Here is a 16,469-nt window from a genome sequence, read left to right as displayed (position 1 = left end):
CCTGTCGAGTGATCCACTCGCGTCGAACCGCACAGGGGGCTCCATGAGATCCAACCGCGCCAGGCTCCGCGCCGGGGTGAGCATGGCAGCGACACTGCCCATGCTCGCCGGAGCGCTCACGCTCGGCATATCCACGGCGCACGCCGCCGACCACCCGCTCCGGGACCTGCTCGCCGGCACCAAACCCGCGTGGGCCACGGCCAAGGCGGACAAGGGCGCGACCTCCGACGGCGCCCAGGTCTCCGCCCGCGTCTACCTCGCCGGCCGGGACGCGGCCGGCCTCGCCCGGTACGCCGAGGCCGTGTCCGACCCGTCCTCGGCCTCGTACGGCGAGTACCTGAGCGCGGGGCAGGCCAAGGCCCGCTTCGGCGCGACGAAGGCGCAGGTCGCCGCGGTGCGGGCCTGGCTGACCTCGGCCGGCCTGAAGGTCACGGGGGTCACGCGGCACTACGTCTCCGTCTCCGGTGACGTGGCCGCCGCCGAGCAGGCCTTCGGCACCCAGCTGCACAACTACGCCAAGGGCGCCGAGACCTATCGCGCCCCGTCCAGGACCGCCTCCGCGCCGGAGAGCCTGAACGGGGCCGTCCTGACCGTGACCGGCCTGGACAACGCCCCGCACAAGGCGAGCCACGACGACCAACTGCCGCCGCCGGACGCGGTGTTCAAGAACGCGGGGCCGTTCTCGTCGTACTACGGCTCGAACGTCGCCACCACACTGCCGGACGCCTATGGCGGGAAGATCCCGTACGCCGTCGAGGGCTACACGGGCAAGCAGCTGCGGGCCGCGTACGGCGCGGGCTCCTACACGGGCAAGGGGGTGCGGGTCGCCATCACCGACGCGTACGCCTCGCCGACCATCGCCTACGACGCGGCCACCTACGCGAAGAAGCACGGCGACGCCGCCTATGCCGACGGGCAGCTGCGCCAGGTCGTGCCCGAGAAGTACGCCCACACCAAGGAGTGCTCGGCCTCGGGCTGGTACGGCGAGGAGACCCTCGACGTCGAGGCCGTGCACGCGGTCGCGCCGGCCGCGGACATCACGTACGTCGGCGCCGCCTCCTGCCACGACGACGACCTGCTCGACTCGCTCGGCACGATCGTCGACCACCACCTGGCCGACATCGTCTCCAACTCCTGGGGCGACATCGAGGCCAACCAGACGCCGGACCTCGCGGCCGCCTACGACCAGGTCTTCCAGTTCGGCGCGGTCGAGGGCATCGGCTTCTACTTCTCCTCCGGCGACGACGGCGACGAGGTCGCGAACACCGGGACCAAGCAGGTCGACACCCCGGCGAACTCGGCCTGGGTGACCGCGGTCGGCGGCACCTCGCTCGCGGTCGGCAAGGGCGACACGTACCTGTGGGAGACCGGCTGGGGCACCGAGAAGGCCGGTCTGTCGGCCGACGGCAAGAGCTGGACGGACTTCCCGGGCGCGTTCACCTCGGGCGCGGGCGGCGGCACCAGCAGGACGGTGGCCGAGCCGTCGTACCAGAAGGGCGTCGTCCCGGACTCGCTGGCCCAGGCCTACAGCGCCGCCGGCAACCGCGTCGTCCCGGACATCGCGGCGATCGCCGACCCGAACACCGGCTTCAAGGTCGGCCAGACGCAGACCTTCCCGGACGGGTCGCAGCAGTACAGCGAGTACCGCATCGGCGGCACCTCGCTGGCCTCGCCGGTGATCGCCGCCGTCCAGGCCCTCGCCCAGCAGGCGCGCGGCGGCAAGGCCATCGGGTTCGCCAACCCGGCGATCTACGCGAAGTACGGCTCTAGGGCGTACCACGACGTCACGGACGACCCGACGGGCTCCGGACTCGCCGTGGCACGCGTCGACTTCGCCAACCAGTTCGACGCGTCCCAGGGCCTGCTCACCTCCGCCCGCACCCTCGGCCAGGACAGCTCACTGAAGGCCGTGAAGGGCTACGACGACGTCACCGGCGTGGGGACGCCCGCGGGCGGTTACGTGGAGTCGTACCGCCGGCGCTGACGACGGTCCGGCGCGGTGCGCCCGCTTCCCGACGGGGTGCGTCGGGAAGCGGGCGCTCTGGTGTGCGCGCCCTCTGCCGGAGCCGGCGGCGACGGGCGAGGGCGAAGGCCAGGTTGCTCGTCGCGGCGGCCGTGAAGGCGGCGGCGATCAGTGGCCAGTTGCTCATGGGTCCCCCTGGTGCGGTGTTCCGGGGACAGTCGTAGTGCAGGGGGTGGGCGGGCCGTCCGGGTTCGAGCGGAACGGGGACGGTTTCGGGCGGGTTGTGCTACGCGAGGTCGAGCACACGCGCGTGGGGTGGCCCACACTCCGCGCCACCCCATCGCGTCGTACTGACGATTACACTGGGCCCGTGCCTCAACTACGTCTCGCCCTGAACCAGATCGACTCACGCGTCGGTGACCTCGCCGGGAACACCGAGACGATCCTCCGCTGGACCCGGCACTCCGCCGAGCAGGGAGCGCACCTCGTGGCGTTCCCGGAGATGGCGCTGACCGGGTATCCCGTGGAGGACCTGGCCCTGCGCTCGTCCTTCGTGGAGGCGTCCCGCGCGGCCCTGCGCGCCCTCGCCGGGCGGCTCGCCGACGAGGGCTTCGGGGAGCTGCCGGTGATCGTCGGCTACCTCGACCGCTCGGAGACCGCCCAGCCGAGGTTCGGCCAGCCGCCCGGCGCGCCGCAGAACGCGGCGGCGGTGCTGTACGGCGGTGAGGTGGTCCTCGCCTTCGCCAAGCACCACTTGCCCAATTACGGCGTCTTCGACGAGTTCCGCTACTTCGTGCCCGGCGACACCATGCCGGTGGTGCGAGTGCACGGCGTCGACGTGGCCCTGGCCATCTGCGAGGACCTCTGGCAGGACGGCGGCCGGGTCCCGGCCGCGCGCTCCGCCGAGGCCGGGCTGCTGCTCTCTGTCAACGCCTCGCCGTACGAGCGCGACAAGGACGACACCCGCCTGGAGCTGGTCCGCAAGCGGGCCCAGGAGGCCGGCTGCACCACCGCCTACCTCGCCATGATCGGCGGGCAGGACGAGCTGGTCTTCGACGGCGACTCGATCGTGGTCGACCGCGACGGCGCGGTGCTCGCGCGGGCGCCGCAGTTCGCGGAGGGGTGTGTGGTCCTGGACCTGGACCTGCCGGCGGCCGCGGCAAACGCGCCCATCGGCGTCGTGGACGACGGTCTGCGGATCGACCGGGTGGTCCTCTCCGAGGAGCCGCTACCCGCCTACGAGCCGGAGCTGACCGGCGGCTACGCCGACCGCCTCGACGACGACGAGGAGGTCTACTCGGCGCTGGTCGTGGGCCTGCGGGCGTACGTCACCAAGAACGGCCTCAAGTCCGTCCTGATCGGCCTGTCGGGCGGTATCGACTCGGCGCTGGTCGCGGCGATCGCCTGCGACGCGGTGGGCGCGCGGAACGTGTACGGCGTGTCGATGCCGTCGAAGTACTCCTCCGAGCACTCCAAGGGGGACGCGGCGGAGCTGGCCCGTCGTACGGGGCTGAACTTCCGCACGGTGCCGATCGAGCCGATGTTCGACGCGTACATGGGGTCGGTGGACCTGACCGGGCTGGCGGAGGAGAACCTCCAGTCCCGCCTCCGCGGCACCCTGCTGATGGCGATCTCCAACCAGGAGGGCCACATCGTGCTCGCGCCCGGCAACAAGTCGGAGCTGGCGGTGGGGTACTCGACGCTGTACGGCGACTCGGTGGGCGCGTACGGGCCCATCAAGGACGTCTACAAGACGTGGATCTTCCGGCTGGCGAACTGGCGCAACAAGGCGGCGCGGGAGCGGGGCCAGACCCCGCCGATCCCGGAGAACTCGATCACCAAGCCACCGAGCGCGGAACTGCGGCCGGGCCAGGTCGACACCGACTCGCTGCCGGACTATCCGGTGCTGGACGCGATCCTCGAGCTGTACGTCGACCGGGACAAGGGCGCTGACGAGATCGTCGCGGCCGGTTACGACCATCAGTTGGTCACGAAGACGCTGCGGATGGTGGACACGGCGGAGTACAAGCGGCGGCAGTATCCGCCGGGCACGAAGATCTCGGCGAAGGGCTTCGGCAAAGACCGCCGACTGCCGATCACCAACGGGTGGCGCGAGTCGGTGTGACGGGGGGTGATTGGCAGATCTGTTCCACCCCCGCGAGGGAAAACCCAGGTCACGCGGCCGTCCCGGTGGAACAGATCTGCCAATCACCGGGTGAACACCGGCCGCGCTACCGGGGCGTCAACACACGGAACTCGTTGCCGTCGGGGTCGGCCATCCCCACCGAGCCGAACTCGCGCTGGCCGGTGTCGATGCGAGTGGCCCCGAGGGAGAGCAGACGGTCGACCTCTGCCTGCTGATCCCCGCGGACAGGTGGAGCGACGTCGAAACGCAGCCGGTCCTTGCCTGTCCTCGGCAACAGCGGTGGACCACCCCACGTGATCTTCGGACCGCCGTGCGGCGAGCGGATCGCGGTCTCCTGGTCCTGGTCCCAGACCAGTGGCCATCCCAGCGCTTCGCTCCAGAAGTACCCGACTTCCTGCGAACCGTCGCAGGCCAGCGCTCCGATGAATCCGCAGTCGGCGAGGAATTTGTTGCCCGGCCCGATGACGCAGAACTCGTTGCCTTCGGGGTCGGCGAGCACTACATGACCCTCCTCCGGGCGCTGGCCGACGTCGATGTGCTGTGCGCCGAGATCCAGCGCCCTGGCCACCGTCTGCTGCTGGTCCTCCAGGGAGGTGCTCGTCAGATCGAAGTGCATCCGGTTCTGGCCGACCTTCGGCTCCCGGGTCGGAAGGAAACGGATGCGGAACCCGGTGTCATCACTGGGCAGGACCGCTACGCCGTCGTATGGATCGTCGACGATCTCCCAGCCCAGGAATCCGGACCAGAACCGGGCGAGAGGCATCGGCCGGCTCGCGTCGAGGCAGAGCGCGAACAGTTGACAAGTCATTCCCCTGCGCCTTCCGATCCGCTGACTGACCGCCGTCGACAGGGCGCCTTGTCAGCCCCTCGAACCCCCGAAGCCTAGGGGTGAGCCCGCGTCACCCGCACCCGAGTATTCGACGGCCGCTGTCAGGAGCGAACCGCCTCCGACTCCTGAGGCACGTGCGTCGCAACGATCCTCTCTCGCGCCGTCTGCGGAGCGACCCGACGCCGGTCCACCACAGCCGCGGCAGCGGCGACCCCCAGACCGAGCACCGCCAGGCCCGCACCGGCGACCGCCGGGGACGTCGCGCCGAAGCCCGCCGCCAGGGCGAGACCCCCGATCCACGCGCCCCCCGCGTTCGCGAGGTTGAACGCGGCCTGGTTGGCGGAGGAGGCCAGGGACGGGGCCGCCGACGCCTTCTCCATGACCATCAGCTGGAGCGGGGAGCCGGTGACGAAGGCCGCCGTGCCGAGGAGTATCACCGCTACGGCCGCGGTCCCCTGCGTGTTCATCAGGACCGGGAACGACACCAGCACCGCCACCAGCGACGTCAGACCGCCGAACAGCGTGCCCCGCAGCCAGTGGTCGGCCAGGCGGCCGCCGAGCAGGTTGCCCGCCGTGGCGCCGACGCCGAACAGCGCCAGCAGCGGCGTCACGCTGGAGCCGGTGTAGCCGGCGGCGTCGGTGAGCATCGGCGTGATGTAGCTGTAGGCCGCGAAGAGCGCGCCGAAGCCCGCGACCGTCGTGCCGAGGGCCAGCCAGACCGGGAGGGAGCGCAGGGCGGCCAGTTCGCCGCGGACGCCCGTGGCGGGGGCGTGCGCGTGGTCGTGCGGGATCAGCAGCGCCAGCGACGCTATCGCCGCCAGGCCGATCGCGCTGACGCCGAGGAAGGTCGCCCGCCAGCCCAGGTGCTGCCCCATGAGGGTGGCCACCGGCACGCCCACGACGTTGGCGACCGTCAGGCCGAGGAACATCAGTGAGACGGAGCGGGCCTTGCGCTCCGGCGCCACCATGGTCGTGGCGACCACGGCGCCCACGCCGAAGAAGGCGCCGTGCGGAAGACCGCTGAGGAAGCGGGCCGCCAGCAGCCAGTTGTTGTCGGGAGCGAGGGCCGACAGCGCGTTGCCCGCCACGAAGAGAGCCATCAGGCCGATCAGGACCTTACGGCGGGACATGCGCGCGGTGACCGCCGCGAGCAGCGGGGCGCCGATCACCACACCCAGCGCGTACGCCGAGACCAGGTGACCGGCGGTGGGGATCGCGATGTGCAGGTCGGCCGCGACGTCGGGCAGCAAGCCCATCATCACGAACTCGGTCGTACCGATGCCGAAGGCGCCCACGGCGAGGGCGAGCAGGGCCAGGGGCATGAAGGGACCTGTGCCTTTCAAAAGGGAGAGCGGAGTTCCGTACCAGAGTATGTTCAAGTACGGAACAAAGGCTCACCGGCCCCGTATTCCAGCGACAGCGGGTGTACAGCGGGGATACGACTTCCAGTGCCGGCGGGGATTACGACGACGTGGCGACGTTCACACGCGCGGCCACCGGCAGGTGGTCGCTGCCGGTCTGCGGCAGCGTCCACGAGCTCTCCGGCTCGATCCCCTTCACCATGATCTGGTCGATCCGCGCCATCGGGAACGACGCCGGCCAGCTGAACCCGAAGCCGCTGCCCGCCGCGCCCTGCGTGGAACGCATCTGGGCGGTGACGGCGTTGAGCGCGCGGTCGTTCATCGTGCCGTTCAGGTCGCCGAGCAGGACGATCCTGGTCAGCTTCTCGTCCTCTATGGCCTCGCCGAGGGCGTTCGCGCTCTTGTCGCGCTGCCGGGCCGTGAAACCGGCCTCCAGCTTCACCCGCACCGACGGGAGGTGGGCGACGTACACCGCGACCTGCCCGGCGGGCGCGGTCACCGTGGCGCGCATGGCGCGCGTCCAGCCCAGCTTGATGTCGACGGGCTTGGCGCCGGTCAGCGGGTACTTGCTCCACAGCCCGACGGTGCCCTGCACCGAGTGGTACCGGTACGTCGACTCCAGGGCCTTCTCGTACACCGGAACCGCCGACGTGGTCAGCTCCTCCAGGGCCACCACGTCGGCGCCGGACGCGGCCACGTCACGGGCGGTGCCGGCCGGGTCGGCGTTGTCGGCGTTGACGTTGTGCGTGGCCACCGTGAGGTCGCCGCCGTTGCCGGCCTTGTCGCTGATCAGGCCGCCGAAGAGGTTCAGCCACACGATCGACGGCAGCAGCACGGCGATCAGGGCGGTCGCGGACTTCCGTACGAAAGCGAGCACCAGCAGCACGGGCACGAAGACGCCCAACCAGGGCAGGAACGTGTCGGTGAGGCTGCCGAGGTTGCCGATGGCGTTCGGGATCTGCGCGTGCAGCAGCATGATCAGGGCGAGCAGCACCGCGAGCCCGGCGACCACGAGGCCGCGACGCCAGATGCGCCGGTCGCCGCTCCAGCCGGCGATCAGGCGGTTCATCAGGCGGTTCATCAGGCGCCGGAACCGGGCTCCAGGGCGCTCGGGGTCCGAGCCACCGTTGTCCGTTTCCGTCACATACGCCTGCTGCGCCATATCGTCGCCTCACTGCCTGCCGTGCACACCGTTCACCCCCCGTGCACATACGACCCTAGGGGATGATCGGCGCTGATCCTGCCGTCCCTCGACGGCCGTACGGGCACGAGGACGTACAAGTCTGCGCGGCGAGTTCCGGCGCCGAACGGAGAAAGCGCCCTCTGTGACGAAACGCGCACACGGGCTACGCAGAGGGCGAACTGACGGGACGTAGCCCTTCCAGCACCGTGTCGACGATCTGCTCCGACAGGCCCTGAGGGAGATCGGCGTCCGGACGCATGACGGTGCGCACCAGCATGGGTGCGACGAACATGTCGGTGATCACGTCGATGTCGACGTCCGTGCGGAGTTCGCCGTTCTCCTGCCCCCTGCGCAGGACTTGGATGTGGAGCCGGCGGCGTGGCTCGACGACGGTCGTGTGGTACGCGGTCCAGATCCTGGGGCTGCTCTTCATCTGGGCGTAGACGTTGTGCAGGAGGGCGGACGTGCGGGCCCTCAGTCCGCGCTCGCGCAGCTGTTCCAGGAGGGCCACGAGGTCGTCGCGCATCGACGTGCCGGGCAGTTCGGGGTCCGGGGGCTCGGCCGCGCGCACGACGTCGACGAAGAGCTCCTCCTTGCCGCTCCAGCGCCGGTAGATGGTGGCCTTGCCGACACCCACCGTACGGGCGATGCGCTCGATGGACAGTTCCGCGAGCGGCACGCCCTCCTCCAGGAGCTTCACCACCCCGTCGACGATGGCGCGCTCCACGGCCTCACTACGGGGGCGGCCCCTGGGGGGTCCCTCCCGGGTCGACCGTCTGTCTGTGAGGCCGCTCACGTCGCTCCGTCCTTTCCGTGGGCTGGGGCGATTCTGCCCTGTCCACGGCTGTTGTTCCGCCTTGTCCACGGCTGCTGTTCCGCCTTGTCCACGGCTGCTACTCCGCCGCCACCAACTCCTCTTCCTCCTCGGCCCGCTGAGGTGTGGCCACCTTGCCCGGCAGGTAGAGGGCTACGACGATCGCGCCGAGCACCGCCACGCCCGCTCCCCACAGCGCGGTGACGTGCATCGCGTGCAGGAACGCGTCGTGGGCGGGACCGACGAGCGCGTTGCCCTCGGGGCCCAGCTTCGCGGCGACGCCGAGGGTCGCCTCGATGGACTCGCCCGCGGTGTGGCGCAGGCCGGCGGGCAGCGGGCCCAGCTTGTCCTCGATGCCGCCGCGGTAGGCCGTGGAGAGCACCGAGCCGAGTACGGCGATGCCGAGCGCGCCGCCGACCTGGCGGAAGGTGTTGCTGAGGGCGGAGGCGGAGCCGGCCTTCTCGCGGGGCAGGGCCTGCATGATGACGACGCTGACCGGGGTCATGATGTGCGCCATGCCGGTGCCCAGGAGGAAGAAGATCACTTCGAGGAGCCAGATCGGTGTGTCGGCCTCCAGCGTGGCGAACGCGGCCAGCATCGCGGCGATGACCACCATGCCGGCCGTGGTGGTGGCCTTGTAGCCGAAGCGGTCGACGATCAGCCGGGCGCGCGGCGCGAAGACCATCTGGGCGGCGGCCAGCGGCAGCATCAGCAGACCGGTCTCGAGCGGCGAGTAGCCGCGCACGCTCTGGGTGTAGAAGACCGAGAAGAAGGTCACGCCCATCAGCGCGAAGAAGACCAGCGCGATGGCGGCGATCGCGGCCGAGAAGACCTTGTTCTTGAAGTAGGTGACGTCGATGGACGGATGGGTGCTGCGCTTCTCGAACACGACGAAGGCGACGAGGACGACGAGACCGGCGGCGATGGTCCCCAGCACGGTGGGGTCGGTGAAGTCGGCCAGCTCGCCGCCGCGGATGATGCCGTAGACGAGCAGGATCAGTCCCACGACGGACAGCACGACGCCGATGGGGTCGATGCGGCCGGGGTTCGGGTCGCGGGAGTCGGGCACCAGCCACAGCATCAGCGCCAGGGCGAGCAGCACGATCGGCACGTTGATGAGGAAGACCGAGCCCCACCAGAAGTGGTCGAGCAGGACGCCGCCGGTGATCGGCCCGATGGCGATGGCGAGTCCGACGCCGCCGGCCCAGATGCCGATGGCCTTCGGCTGCTCCTCGCGCTCGAAGACGTTCATCAGGACGGCGAGGGTGGCCGGCATCACGAAGGCGGCGCCGAGGCCCATCACCGCGCGGAAGGCGATGAGTTCGCCCGGCGAGCCGGAGAAGGCGGCGAGGGCTGAGCCGATGCCGAACACGGCGAGTCCGCCGAGCAGGACCCTCTTGCGGCCGAGCCGGTCGCCGAGGAGACCGGCGCTGAACAGCAGGCCCGCGAAGACCAGGGTGTAGGCGTTGATGGCCCACTCCAGCTCGCTCTGGGTGGCGCCCAGGCCGGTCGGGGCGGGGGTCGAGATCGTCTTGATGGCGACGTTCAGGATCGAGTTGTCGAGCACCACGATCAGCAGACTCAGCATCAGGACGCCGAGGATCGCCCAGCGGCGCCGGTGCACCGCCTCCGGTATTCGGGGGCCTTCGAGGGCGCGGTCGGCAGGAGTAGTCATGCCGACGAGCGTAAAGGGATTTCGATACGGCACCGTCTCGTATCGGAATTCTTTTACCGAGGCCTTAAGAACGGACCTAGGGCACAAGTCGTACGCCGGTACGTGACTGAAGTCCCCCATCCCTCCCCCGCCCCGGTCTGGCCGCGCGTGGCACGAGGTGCCACCATGGAGGTGATCCGGGGACGCCGTCAGGGCGCCTCGAGATGACGAAGGAGCCGTTGCCATGACGCAGCTTTCGGCTGCCCAGCCTGCGCAGCAGAAGACCTCCGACGGCAGCAAGACGCTGTACGGGGGCAAGGGCACCCGCCGTATCACCGTTCGCGACATCGCCGCCGCCAAGGAACGCGGCGAGAAGTGGCCCATGCTCACCGCGTACGACGCGATGACCGCGTCCGTCTTCGACGAGGCCGGGATCCCGGTCATGCTCGTCGGGGACTCGGCGGGCAACTGCCACCTCGGGTACGAGACCACCGTGCCCGTCACCCTCGACGAGATGACCATGCTGTCGGCGGCGGTCGTACGGGGTACGAGCCGTGCGCTGATCGTCGGCGACCTGCCCTTCGGGTCGTACCAGGAGGGTCCCGTGCAGGCGCTGCGGTCGGCGACCCGGCTGGTGAAGGAGGCCGGGGTCGGGGCCGTGAAGCTGGAGGGCGGCGAGCGCTCGCATCGCCAGATCGAGCTGCTGGTGGAGTCCGGCATCCCGGTCATGGCGCACATCGGGCTGACGCCGCAGTCGGTGAACGCCATGGGGTACCGCGTCCAGGGGCGCGGTGAGGAGGCGGCGGCGCAGCTGCTGCGGGACGCGAAGGCCGTGCAGGACGCGGGGGCGTTCGCGGTGGTACTGGAGCTGGTTCCGGCCGAACTTGCCGCCGAGGTCACTCGGGTGCTGCACATTCCGACGGTGGGCATCGGTGCCGGGCCGGAGACGGACGCACAGGTGCTGGTGTGGACGGACATGCTCGGGCTGACCGGCGGTCGGGTGCCGAAGTTCGTGAAGCAGTACGCGAATCTGCGTGAGGTCATGGGGAACGCGGCGAAGGCGTTCGCGGAGGACGTGGTGGGCGGAACGTTCCCGCTGGAGGAGCACTCGGTTCACTGAGCCGAGCTGAGCCATTGCGGCACCATGGCAGCCCGCCGATCATCCCCCGTCGGCGGGCTGCCCCTCTTTGCGCCTAAACCGGCGCCGCTCTCGCGGAGGTGGTAGCTCGCCGTCGTGGTTGCTCAATTGATGGTTGCGGTGGTCATCGGGGATGTTGGTGCTGTCGGTGAGCTGTAGGCGGCTGTCGGTGGGATGTCGGTGGTTTGTCGGTGTGGACTGGCATCGTCGTGGTCATGACGCGAATCGACAAGAACCCCAACCGCGCCGGCAGCGCCGTCACCGTGCGGGGGCTGGTCAAGCACTACGGCGAGACCAGGGCGCTGGACGGTGTCGACCTGGATGTGCGGGAGGGCACCGTGATGGGGGTGCTCGGGCCGAACGGGGCCGGGAAGACCACCCTCGTGCGGATCCTGTCCACCCTGATCCAGCCCGACGCCGGGCGGGCGACCGTCGCCGGCTACGACGTCGTACGGCAGCCCCGGCAGCTGCGCCGGGTGATCGGGCTCACCGGGCAGTACGCCTCCGTGGACGAGAAGCTGCCCGGCTGGGAGAACCTCTACATGATCGGGCGGCTCCTCGACCTGCCCCGCAAGGAGGCACGCGCGCGTGCCGACGCGCTGCTGGAGCGGTTCTCGCTCACCGAGGCCGCCAAGCGGCCGGCGGCCACGTATTCCGGCGGTATGCGGCGGCGGCTGGATCTGGCCGCGTCGATGATGGGGCGGCCCGCCGTCCTCTACCTCGACGAGCCCACCACCGGTCTCGACCCGCGCACCCGTAACGAGGTGTGGGACGAGGTCAAGCGGATGGTCGGCGAGGGCGTGACCGTGCTGCTCACCACCCAGTACATGGAGGAGGCCGAGCAGCTCGCCTCCGAGCTGACCGTGATCGACCGCGGCAAGGTCATCGCGGGCGGCGCCATCGAGGAGCTGAAGGCGAAGGTCGGCGGGCGGACGCTGCGGGTCCGGCCGGCCGACCCGGTGCAGCTGCGGCCGCTCGCCGCCGCGCTGGACGAGCTCGGCATCACCGGGCTCGCCAGCACCACCGTGGACGCCGACCGGGGTGCCGTACTGGTCCCGATCCTCAGCGACGAGCAGCTGACCGCCGTGGTCGGCGCGGTCACCGCGCGCGGCATCACGCTCTCCTCCATCACCACCGAACTGCCCAGCCTGGACGAGGTGTTCCTGTCCCTAACCGGCCACCGCGCCAGTGCCCCGCAGGACGCCGTACCCGCCGACGACCGTCAGGAGGTCGCCGTATGAGCGCCACCGCCACCCTCAATGCCGATGCGCGCATCTCGCTGCGCGGCCACCTCCGTCACACCGGCGCGCTCATCCGCCGCAACCTGCTGTGGATCCGGCAGGACCCGGAGTCGATGTTCGACGCGCTGCTGATGCCGATCGTCTTCACCCTGTTGTTCGTGTACGTCTTCGGCGGCTCGATCGGGCAGGCCCTGGGCGGCGGGCAGGAGGGGTACGTGCAGTACGTGATCCCCGGCATGATCGCGATGATGAGCATGACGCTGTCCCAGGGCGTCGGCACCGGCTTCAGCCAGGACTTCAACTCCGGTGTCATGGACCGCTTCCGGTCCCTGCCGATCGGGCGCGGCTCGGTGCTGTTCGCCAAGGTCTCGGTGGAGCTGGCGCGGATGCTGTTCGCGACGACCGTGCTGATGATTGTCGCCGTTCTGGTCGGTTTCGACATCAACAACTGGCCCGGTCTGTTCGCGGCCGTGGGCCTGTCCGTGGTGTTCGCCTCGTCGATCATGTGGGTGTTCCTCACCCTGGGCGTGATCCTGAAGAACGCCCAGTCGGTGCAGGCGATGGGCTTCCTGGTGCTGTTCCCGCTGCAGTTCGGCTCGTCGATCTTCACGCCGACGGCGTCGATGCCGGGCTGGCTGCAGGCGTTCACCGACTACAACCCGCTGTCCACGCTCGCGGACGCGGCCCGCGGACTGATGGTGGGCGGCCCGGTCGCGCACGACCTGTGGGTGACCCTCGGCTGGTCGGTGGCCATCACGGCGGTCATGGCGCCGGTCGCGATCCACAAGTTCCGTACGAAGAGCTGACACACAGGGAAGGCGCCCGCACGGTCGGTACGCGTCAGACCAGGGCGGCGGCCTCCTCGAGGGAGAGGCCGCCGCCCTCCGCGTACGCCGCCTCGTAGGCCTCGTCGTCGAGCGCGGCGCGCACGCACGCCACGGCTCGGTCGCGTGCGTCGCGCTCCATGGCCATCGCGACATGGCCGGGCGGCAGCATGCTGTCGGCGGCGCCGAGGCACCGGGCGGCGTCGCGGGCGCGGCTGCCGCCGTCGATGTCGGCGAGGGCGATCGCCGCGATGGTCAGGTACGAGGAGCGCATGTGCGGGGCGATGACCGTGGCCAGCGGGTCCTCGGCCTGCTCGATCGCCCGCCGGATCCGGTCCAGACAGTCCTCGTGGCGGCCTTCGGCGGCGTCCAGCCAGGCTTCCCCGCAGAGGATGAAGGCATCGAAGACGACGAAGTGGGCGATCTTGAACTCCTCGCGCAGCAACCGGAGTTGCTCGCGCGCCTCGGGGATCCGGTCGGTCATGCCGAGCCGACCGGCGAGGTAGAGCCGGGCGGCGGGCATCGCTTCGTGGCCCGAGCCGTCCTTGCGGTCGATCACCTCGCGCAGCAGCCGCTCCCCCCGCTCGGCCTCGCCCGCGTCCAGCAGCACGCTGCCCAGGCGGGCGGTGAGCAACTCCCCTTGGGCGTGGGCACCGAGGCGTTCGGCGTACTCCTTCGCCGCCTCGTAGTCGGCGGCGGCGAGCCCGTACTCGCCCTTGCGTTCGTGGGCCTCCGCGCGGGCGGAGAGCGCCTCGGCGGTGCCCCAGAGGTCCCCGAGGCGCCGGTAGATATCCAGCGACTCGTCGGCGTCGCGGGCCGCGTCGCCCGCCCAGTCGGCGCGGCCGGCGAGCAGATTGGCGCGCATCTGGAGACCGGCGGCGAGCTCCCACTCGAAGCCGGGCGTGCCGCGGCAGGTGTCGACGGTGGCGTCGACGATCAGGCGCACCCGGTCCATGTCGCCGGTGAGCATGACGGCGAAGAGCCAGACGGAGCCGGGCATACGGCAGGTCTGTGGCATCCCCGGCTCGTAGGTCTCGGCGATGGCGCGCAGCTTCTGCTGCGCCGGTGGGGTCTGCCAGGCGTCCAACTCCGTGTCCATGCAGGCGAGATGGACGAGATGGACACCGCGCCGGGCCTCCTGGAGAACCTCGCCGGTCCAGGGGGGCGGGGTGTCCGTGCAGCGCTCCCACAGCGGGGCGGCGCGGCGCGCGGGCGGGGCGAAGGGGTCGGGGCCGAGGGCCTGTGCCTCGCGGGACCAGGTGCGGGCTATCAGGCGCAGGTCGCGCATCTGCCAGTACCAGGCCATGGACAGCACCAGGCACAGCACCTCCTGCTCGTCGCGGGTGGCGACGGCGCGCTGGAGCGCGGCGCGGATGTTCTCGGCCTCGCGCTCCAGCCGCTCGATGGCGGCGAGCTGGCTCGGGCCGCGCAGCAACGGTTCGGTGGTGCGGGCGAATTCGCGGTAGTACGTCAGATGCGCGCGCTCGGCGTCCGCGCGCCGACCGGCCTCGTCGAGCCGTTCGCCCGCGTACTCGGCGACGGTCTCCAGGAGCCGGTAGCGCATCTCGCCGCTCCCCGAAGGGGCCGCTACCACCAGGGACTTGTCGACGAGCGAGCCGAGCGCGTCGAAGGCGGCCGGGCCGCAGACTGCCTCGGCGGCGGCGAGCTCGCAGCCGCCGGCGAACACGGACAGCCGCCGCAGCACGTCCCGTTCGTCCTCGTCCAGCAGCTCCCAGGACCAGTCGACGACGGCCCGCAGGGTCTGCTGGCGGGGCAGGACGGTACGGCTGCCGGAGGTGAGCAGGCGGAAGCGGTCGTCGAGCCGATCGGCGATCTGACGCGGGGTCAGCATGCGGAGGCGGGCGGCGGCGAGCTCGATGCCGAGGGGCAGTCCGTCGAGACGCCGGCAGATCTCGGCGCAGGCGTTCGGATCGTCCTCTGTGCGGAAGCCGGGGCGGGCCGCCGCGCCCCGGTCGGCGAGCAGCCGCAGCGCGACCGGCTCGGGCAGCGGCTCCACGGGCCGCAGCAACTCCCCCGGCACGCCGAGGGGTTCACGGCTGGTGGCCAGCACCGTCAAGCCGGGGCAGCGCTCCAGGAGCTCCTCGACGAGCCGGGCGGCGGCGTCGACGACGTGCTCGCAGTTGTCGAGGATCAGCAGCATACGGCGGCTGCCGCAGTGCTCGGCGAGCCGCTCGACGGGGTCGTCGTGCCGCTCGGCCCCGGCCCGCATCGCCTCGGCACCGGCGCCGTACAGCACGGTCTCACGGGCGCCGACGGCGGTGAGCACGGCTTCCGGTACGGCGTCCGGGTCGTCGACGGGAGCGAGTTCGGCCAGCCACACCCCGTCCCGCGCCGCGTACCGCACGGCCTCCGCGGCCTCCTGCGACAACCGCGTCTTCCCGGCCCCACCGGGGCCGGTCAACGTGACGAGCCGGGCGGCGGCGAGGTCTCCCCGGATGGCCTCGATGTCGGCTTCGCGGCCGACGAAGGAGGTGAGGCGGGCGCGGAGGTTGCTGGGGGGTAGGGGCTCGGAGGCCTGTTTCGGCCCGGGTGCAGGCGTCTCACCGGCGTTCAGCAACTCACCGTGCAGAGCACGCAGTTCCGGGCCCGGATCAGAACCCAGCCGGTCCGCCAGCAGCTGTCGTACGTCCTCGTAGGCGCCCAGGGACTCCGCCGTGCGGCCCGCGTCGCGCAGGGCCCGGAGGCGGAGGGACTGGAGGGTTTCGTCGAGGGGGTGGGTGTCGCACAGGGCGGTGAGTTCGGGGAGGGAGTCCTCGGCATGGCCCAGGGCCAGCGCGGCGGTGTGGCGGGCGCGCAGGGCGTCCAGGCGCCGGGTGTCCCAGCGGACCGCCTCGGCGGAGCGGTCGGGCAGGTCGGCGAGGGCCGGGCCGCCCCACAGGGCGAGCGCGTCGTCGAGGACGACGGCGGCCTTGGCGGGATCGCCGTCGGCCAGCGCGCGCATGCCTTCCCCGGCCAGCCGCTCGAAACGGTGCAGGTCGATGTCGTCGGGCGCGGCGGCGAGGCGGTAGCCGCCGTCCACCGAGGCGACCGCGTCCGCGCCGAGCGCCCGGCGCAGCCGCCCGACCAGCGCCTGGAGCGCGCCCGTGGCATCGGCGGGCGGGTCGCCGTCCCACACCTCGTCCACCAGGAGCCCCGCGGGCACGGTCCGGCCGGCCCGCAGCGCGAGCACGGTCAGCAGCGCGCGCAGCCGCGCCCCGCCGACCGGAACGGGCGTGCCGTCGGGGCGGAGTGCCTGGGTGGTGCCGAGGATGCGGTAGCGCACGGGGTCCATTGTCTCTGGGGACGGCCCGGCTCC

11 protein-coding genes are annotated in these 16,469 nt (G+C 71.2%); 5 read left to right on the top strand and 6 right to left on the bottom strand.

Annotation, left to right across the window (positions count from 1 at the left end; translation table 11 throughout):
* The first annotated feature begins 43 nt into the window (after window positions 1–43).
* Entirely contained in the window at window positions 44–1,984 is a 1,941-nt protein-coding gene (locus CLM62_RS41530) for a protease pro-enzyme activation domain-containing protein (RefSeq protein ID WP_095755059.1), read from the top strand.
* Between the two features lie 349 nt (window positions 1,985–2,333).
* Window positions 2,334–4,088 carry an NAD+ synthase gene (locus tag CLM62_RS41525; protein ID WP_095755058.1) on the top strand — a complete coding sequence of 585 codons (1,755 nt, stop codon included), beginning with the start codon at window positions 2,334–2,336 and terminating at the stop codon, window positions 4,086–4,088.
* 106 nt (window positions 4,089–4,194) lie between these two features.
* Here CLM62_RS41525 and CLM62_RS41520 read toward each other — a convergent pair whose 3' ends face one another.
* The 5 genes from CLM62_RS41520 to CLM62_RS41500 form a co-directional block, all read right to left on the bottom strand.
* On the bottom strand, window positions 4,195–4,917 hold the full coding sequence (locus tag CLM62_RS41520) for a VOC family protein (protein ID WP_095755057.1): 723 nt from the start codon (window positions 4,915–4,917) through the stop codon (window positions 4,195–4,197).
* A 122-nt stretch (window positions 4,918–5,039) separates the two neighbouring features.
* Complete coding sequence (locus tag CLM62_RS41515; RefSeq protein WP_095755056.1) at window positions 5,040–6,260, bottom strand: MFS transporter; 1,221 nt, start codon at window positions 6,258–6,260, stop codon at window positions 5,040–5,042.
* A gap of 139 nt (window positions 6,261–6,399) precedes the next feature.
* Window positions 6,400–7,368 carry an endonuclease/exonuclease/phosphatase family protein gene (locus tag CLM62_RS41510; RefSeq protein WP_373559240.1) on the bottom strand — a complete coding sequence of 323 codons (969 nt, stop codon included), beginning with the start codon at window positions 7,366–7,368 and terminating at the stop codon, window positions 6,400–6,402.
* 277 nt (window positions 7,369–7,645) lie between these two features.
* Window positions 7,646–8,278: a TetR/AcrR family transcriptional regulator gene (locus tag CLM62_RS41505; RefSeq protein WP_095755054.1), complete on the bottom strand. Its 633-nt coding sequence runs from the start codon at window positions 8,276–8,278 to the stop codon at window positions 7,646–7,648.
* Between the two features lie 97 nt (window positions 8,279–8,375).
* Window positions 8,376–9,971, bottom strand: coding sequence for an MFS transporter (locus CLM62_RS41500; protein WP_095755053.1), 1,596 nt, complete (start codon window positions 9,969–9,971; stop codon window positions 8,376–8,378).
* Between the two features lie 223 nt (window positions 9,972–10,194).
* On the opposite strand from CLM62_RS41500, the gene panB reads away from it, so the two are divergent.
* From panB to CLM62_RS41485, 3 genes are all read left to right on the top strand, one after another.
* Window positions 10,195–11,070 (top strand): 3-methyl-2-oxobutanoate hydroxymethyltransferase, encoded by an 876-nt coding sequence (gene panB, locus CLM62_RS41495; RefSeq protein WP_095755052.1) that lies wholly within the window; start codon window positions 10,195–10,197, stop codon window positions 11,068–11,070.
* Window positions 11,071–11,303: 233 nt separating this feature from the next.
* Window positions 11,304–12,329 carry an ATP-binding cassette domain-containing protein gene (locus CLM62_RS41490; RefSeq protein ID WP_179382451.1) on the top strand — a complete coding sequence of 342 codons (1,026 nt, stop codon included), beginning with the start codon at window positions 11,304–11,306 and terminating at the stop codon, window positions 12,327–12,329.
* Window positions 12,326–13,135 carry an ABC transporter permease gene (locus CLM62_RS41485; protein ID WP_095755050.1) on the top strand — a complete coding sequence of 270 codons (810 nt, stop codon included), beginning with the start codon at window positions 12,326–12,328 and terminating at the stop codon, window positions 13,133–13,135. Before CLM62_RS41490 ends, CLM62_RS41485 begins: the two co-directional genes overlap by 4 nt.
* Before the next feature lie 34 nt (window positions 13,136–13,169).
* Here the strand turns inward: CLM62_RS41485 and CLM62_RS41480 are convergent, their stop codons facing one another.
* Entirely contained in the window at window positions 13,170–16,445 is a 3,276-nt protein-coding gene (locus CLM62_RS41480; RefSeq protein ID WP_095755049.1) for a BTAD domain-containing putative transcriptional regulator, read from the bottom strand.
* Window positions 16,446–16,469 lie beyond the last annotated feature (24 nt).

The sequence above is a fragment of the Streptomyces sp. SA15 genome (genome assembly GCF_002291145.1).
Lineage (GTDB): Bacteria > Actinomycetota > Actinomycetes > Streptomycetales > Streptomycetaceae > Streptomyces.
This window is presented reverse-complemented; position numbering and strand designations above follow the sequence as displayed.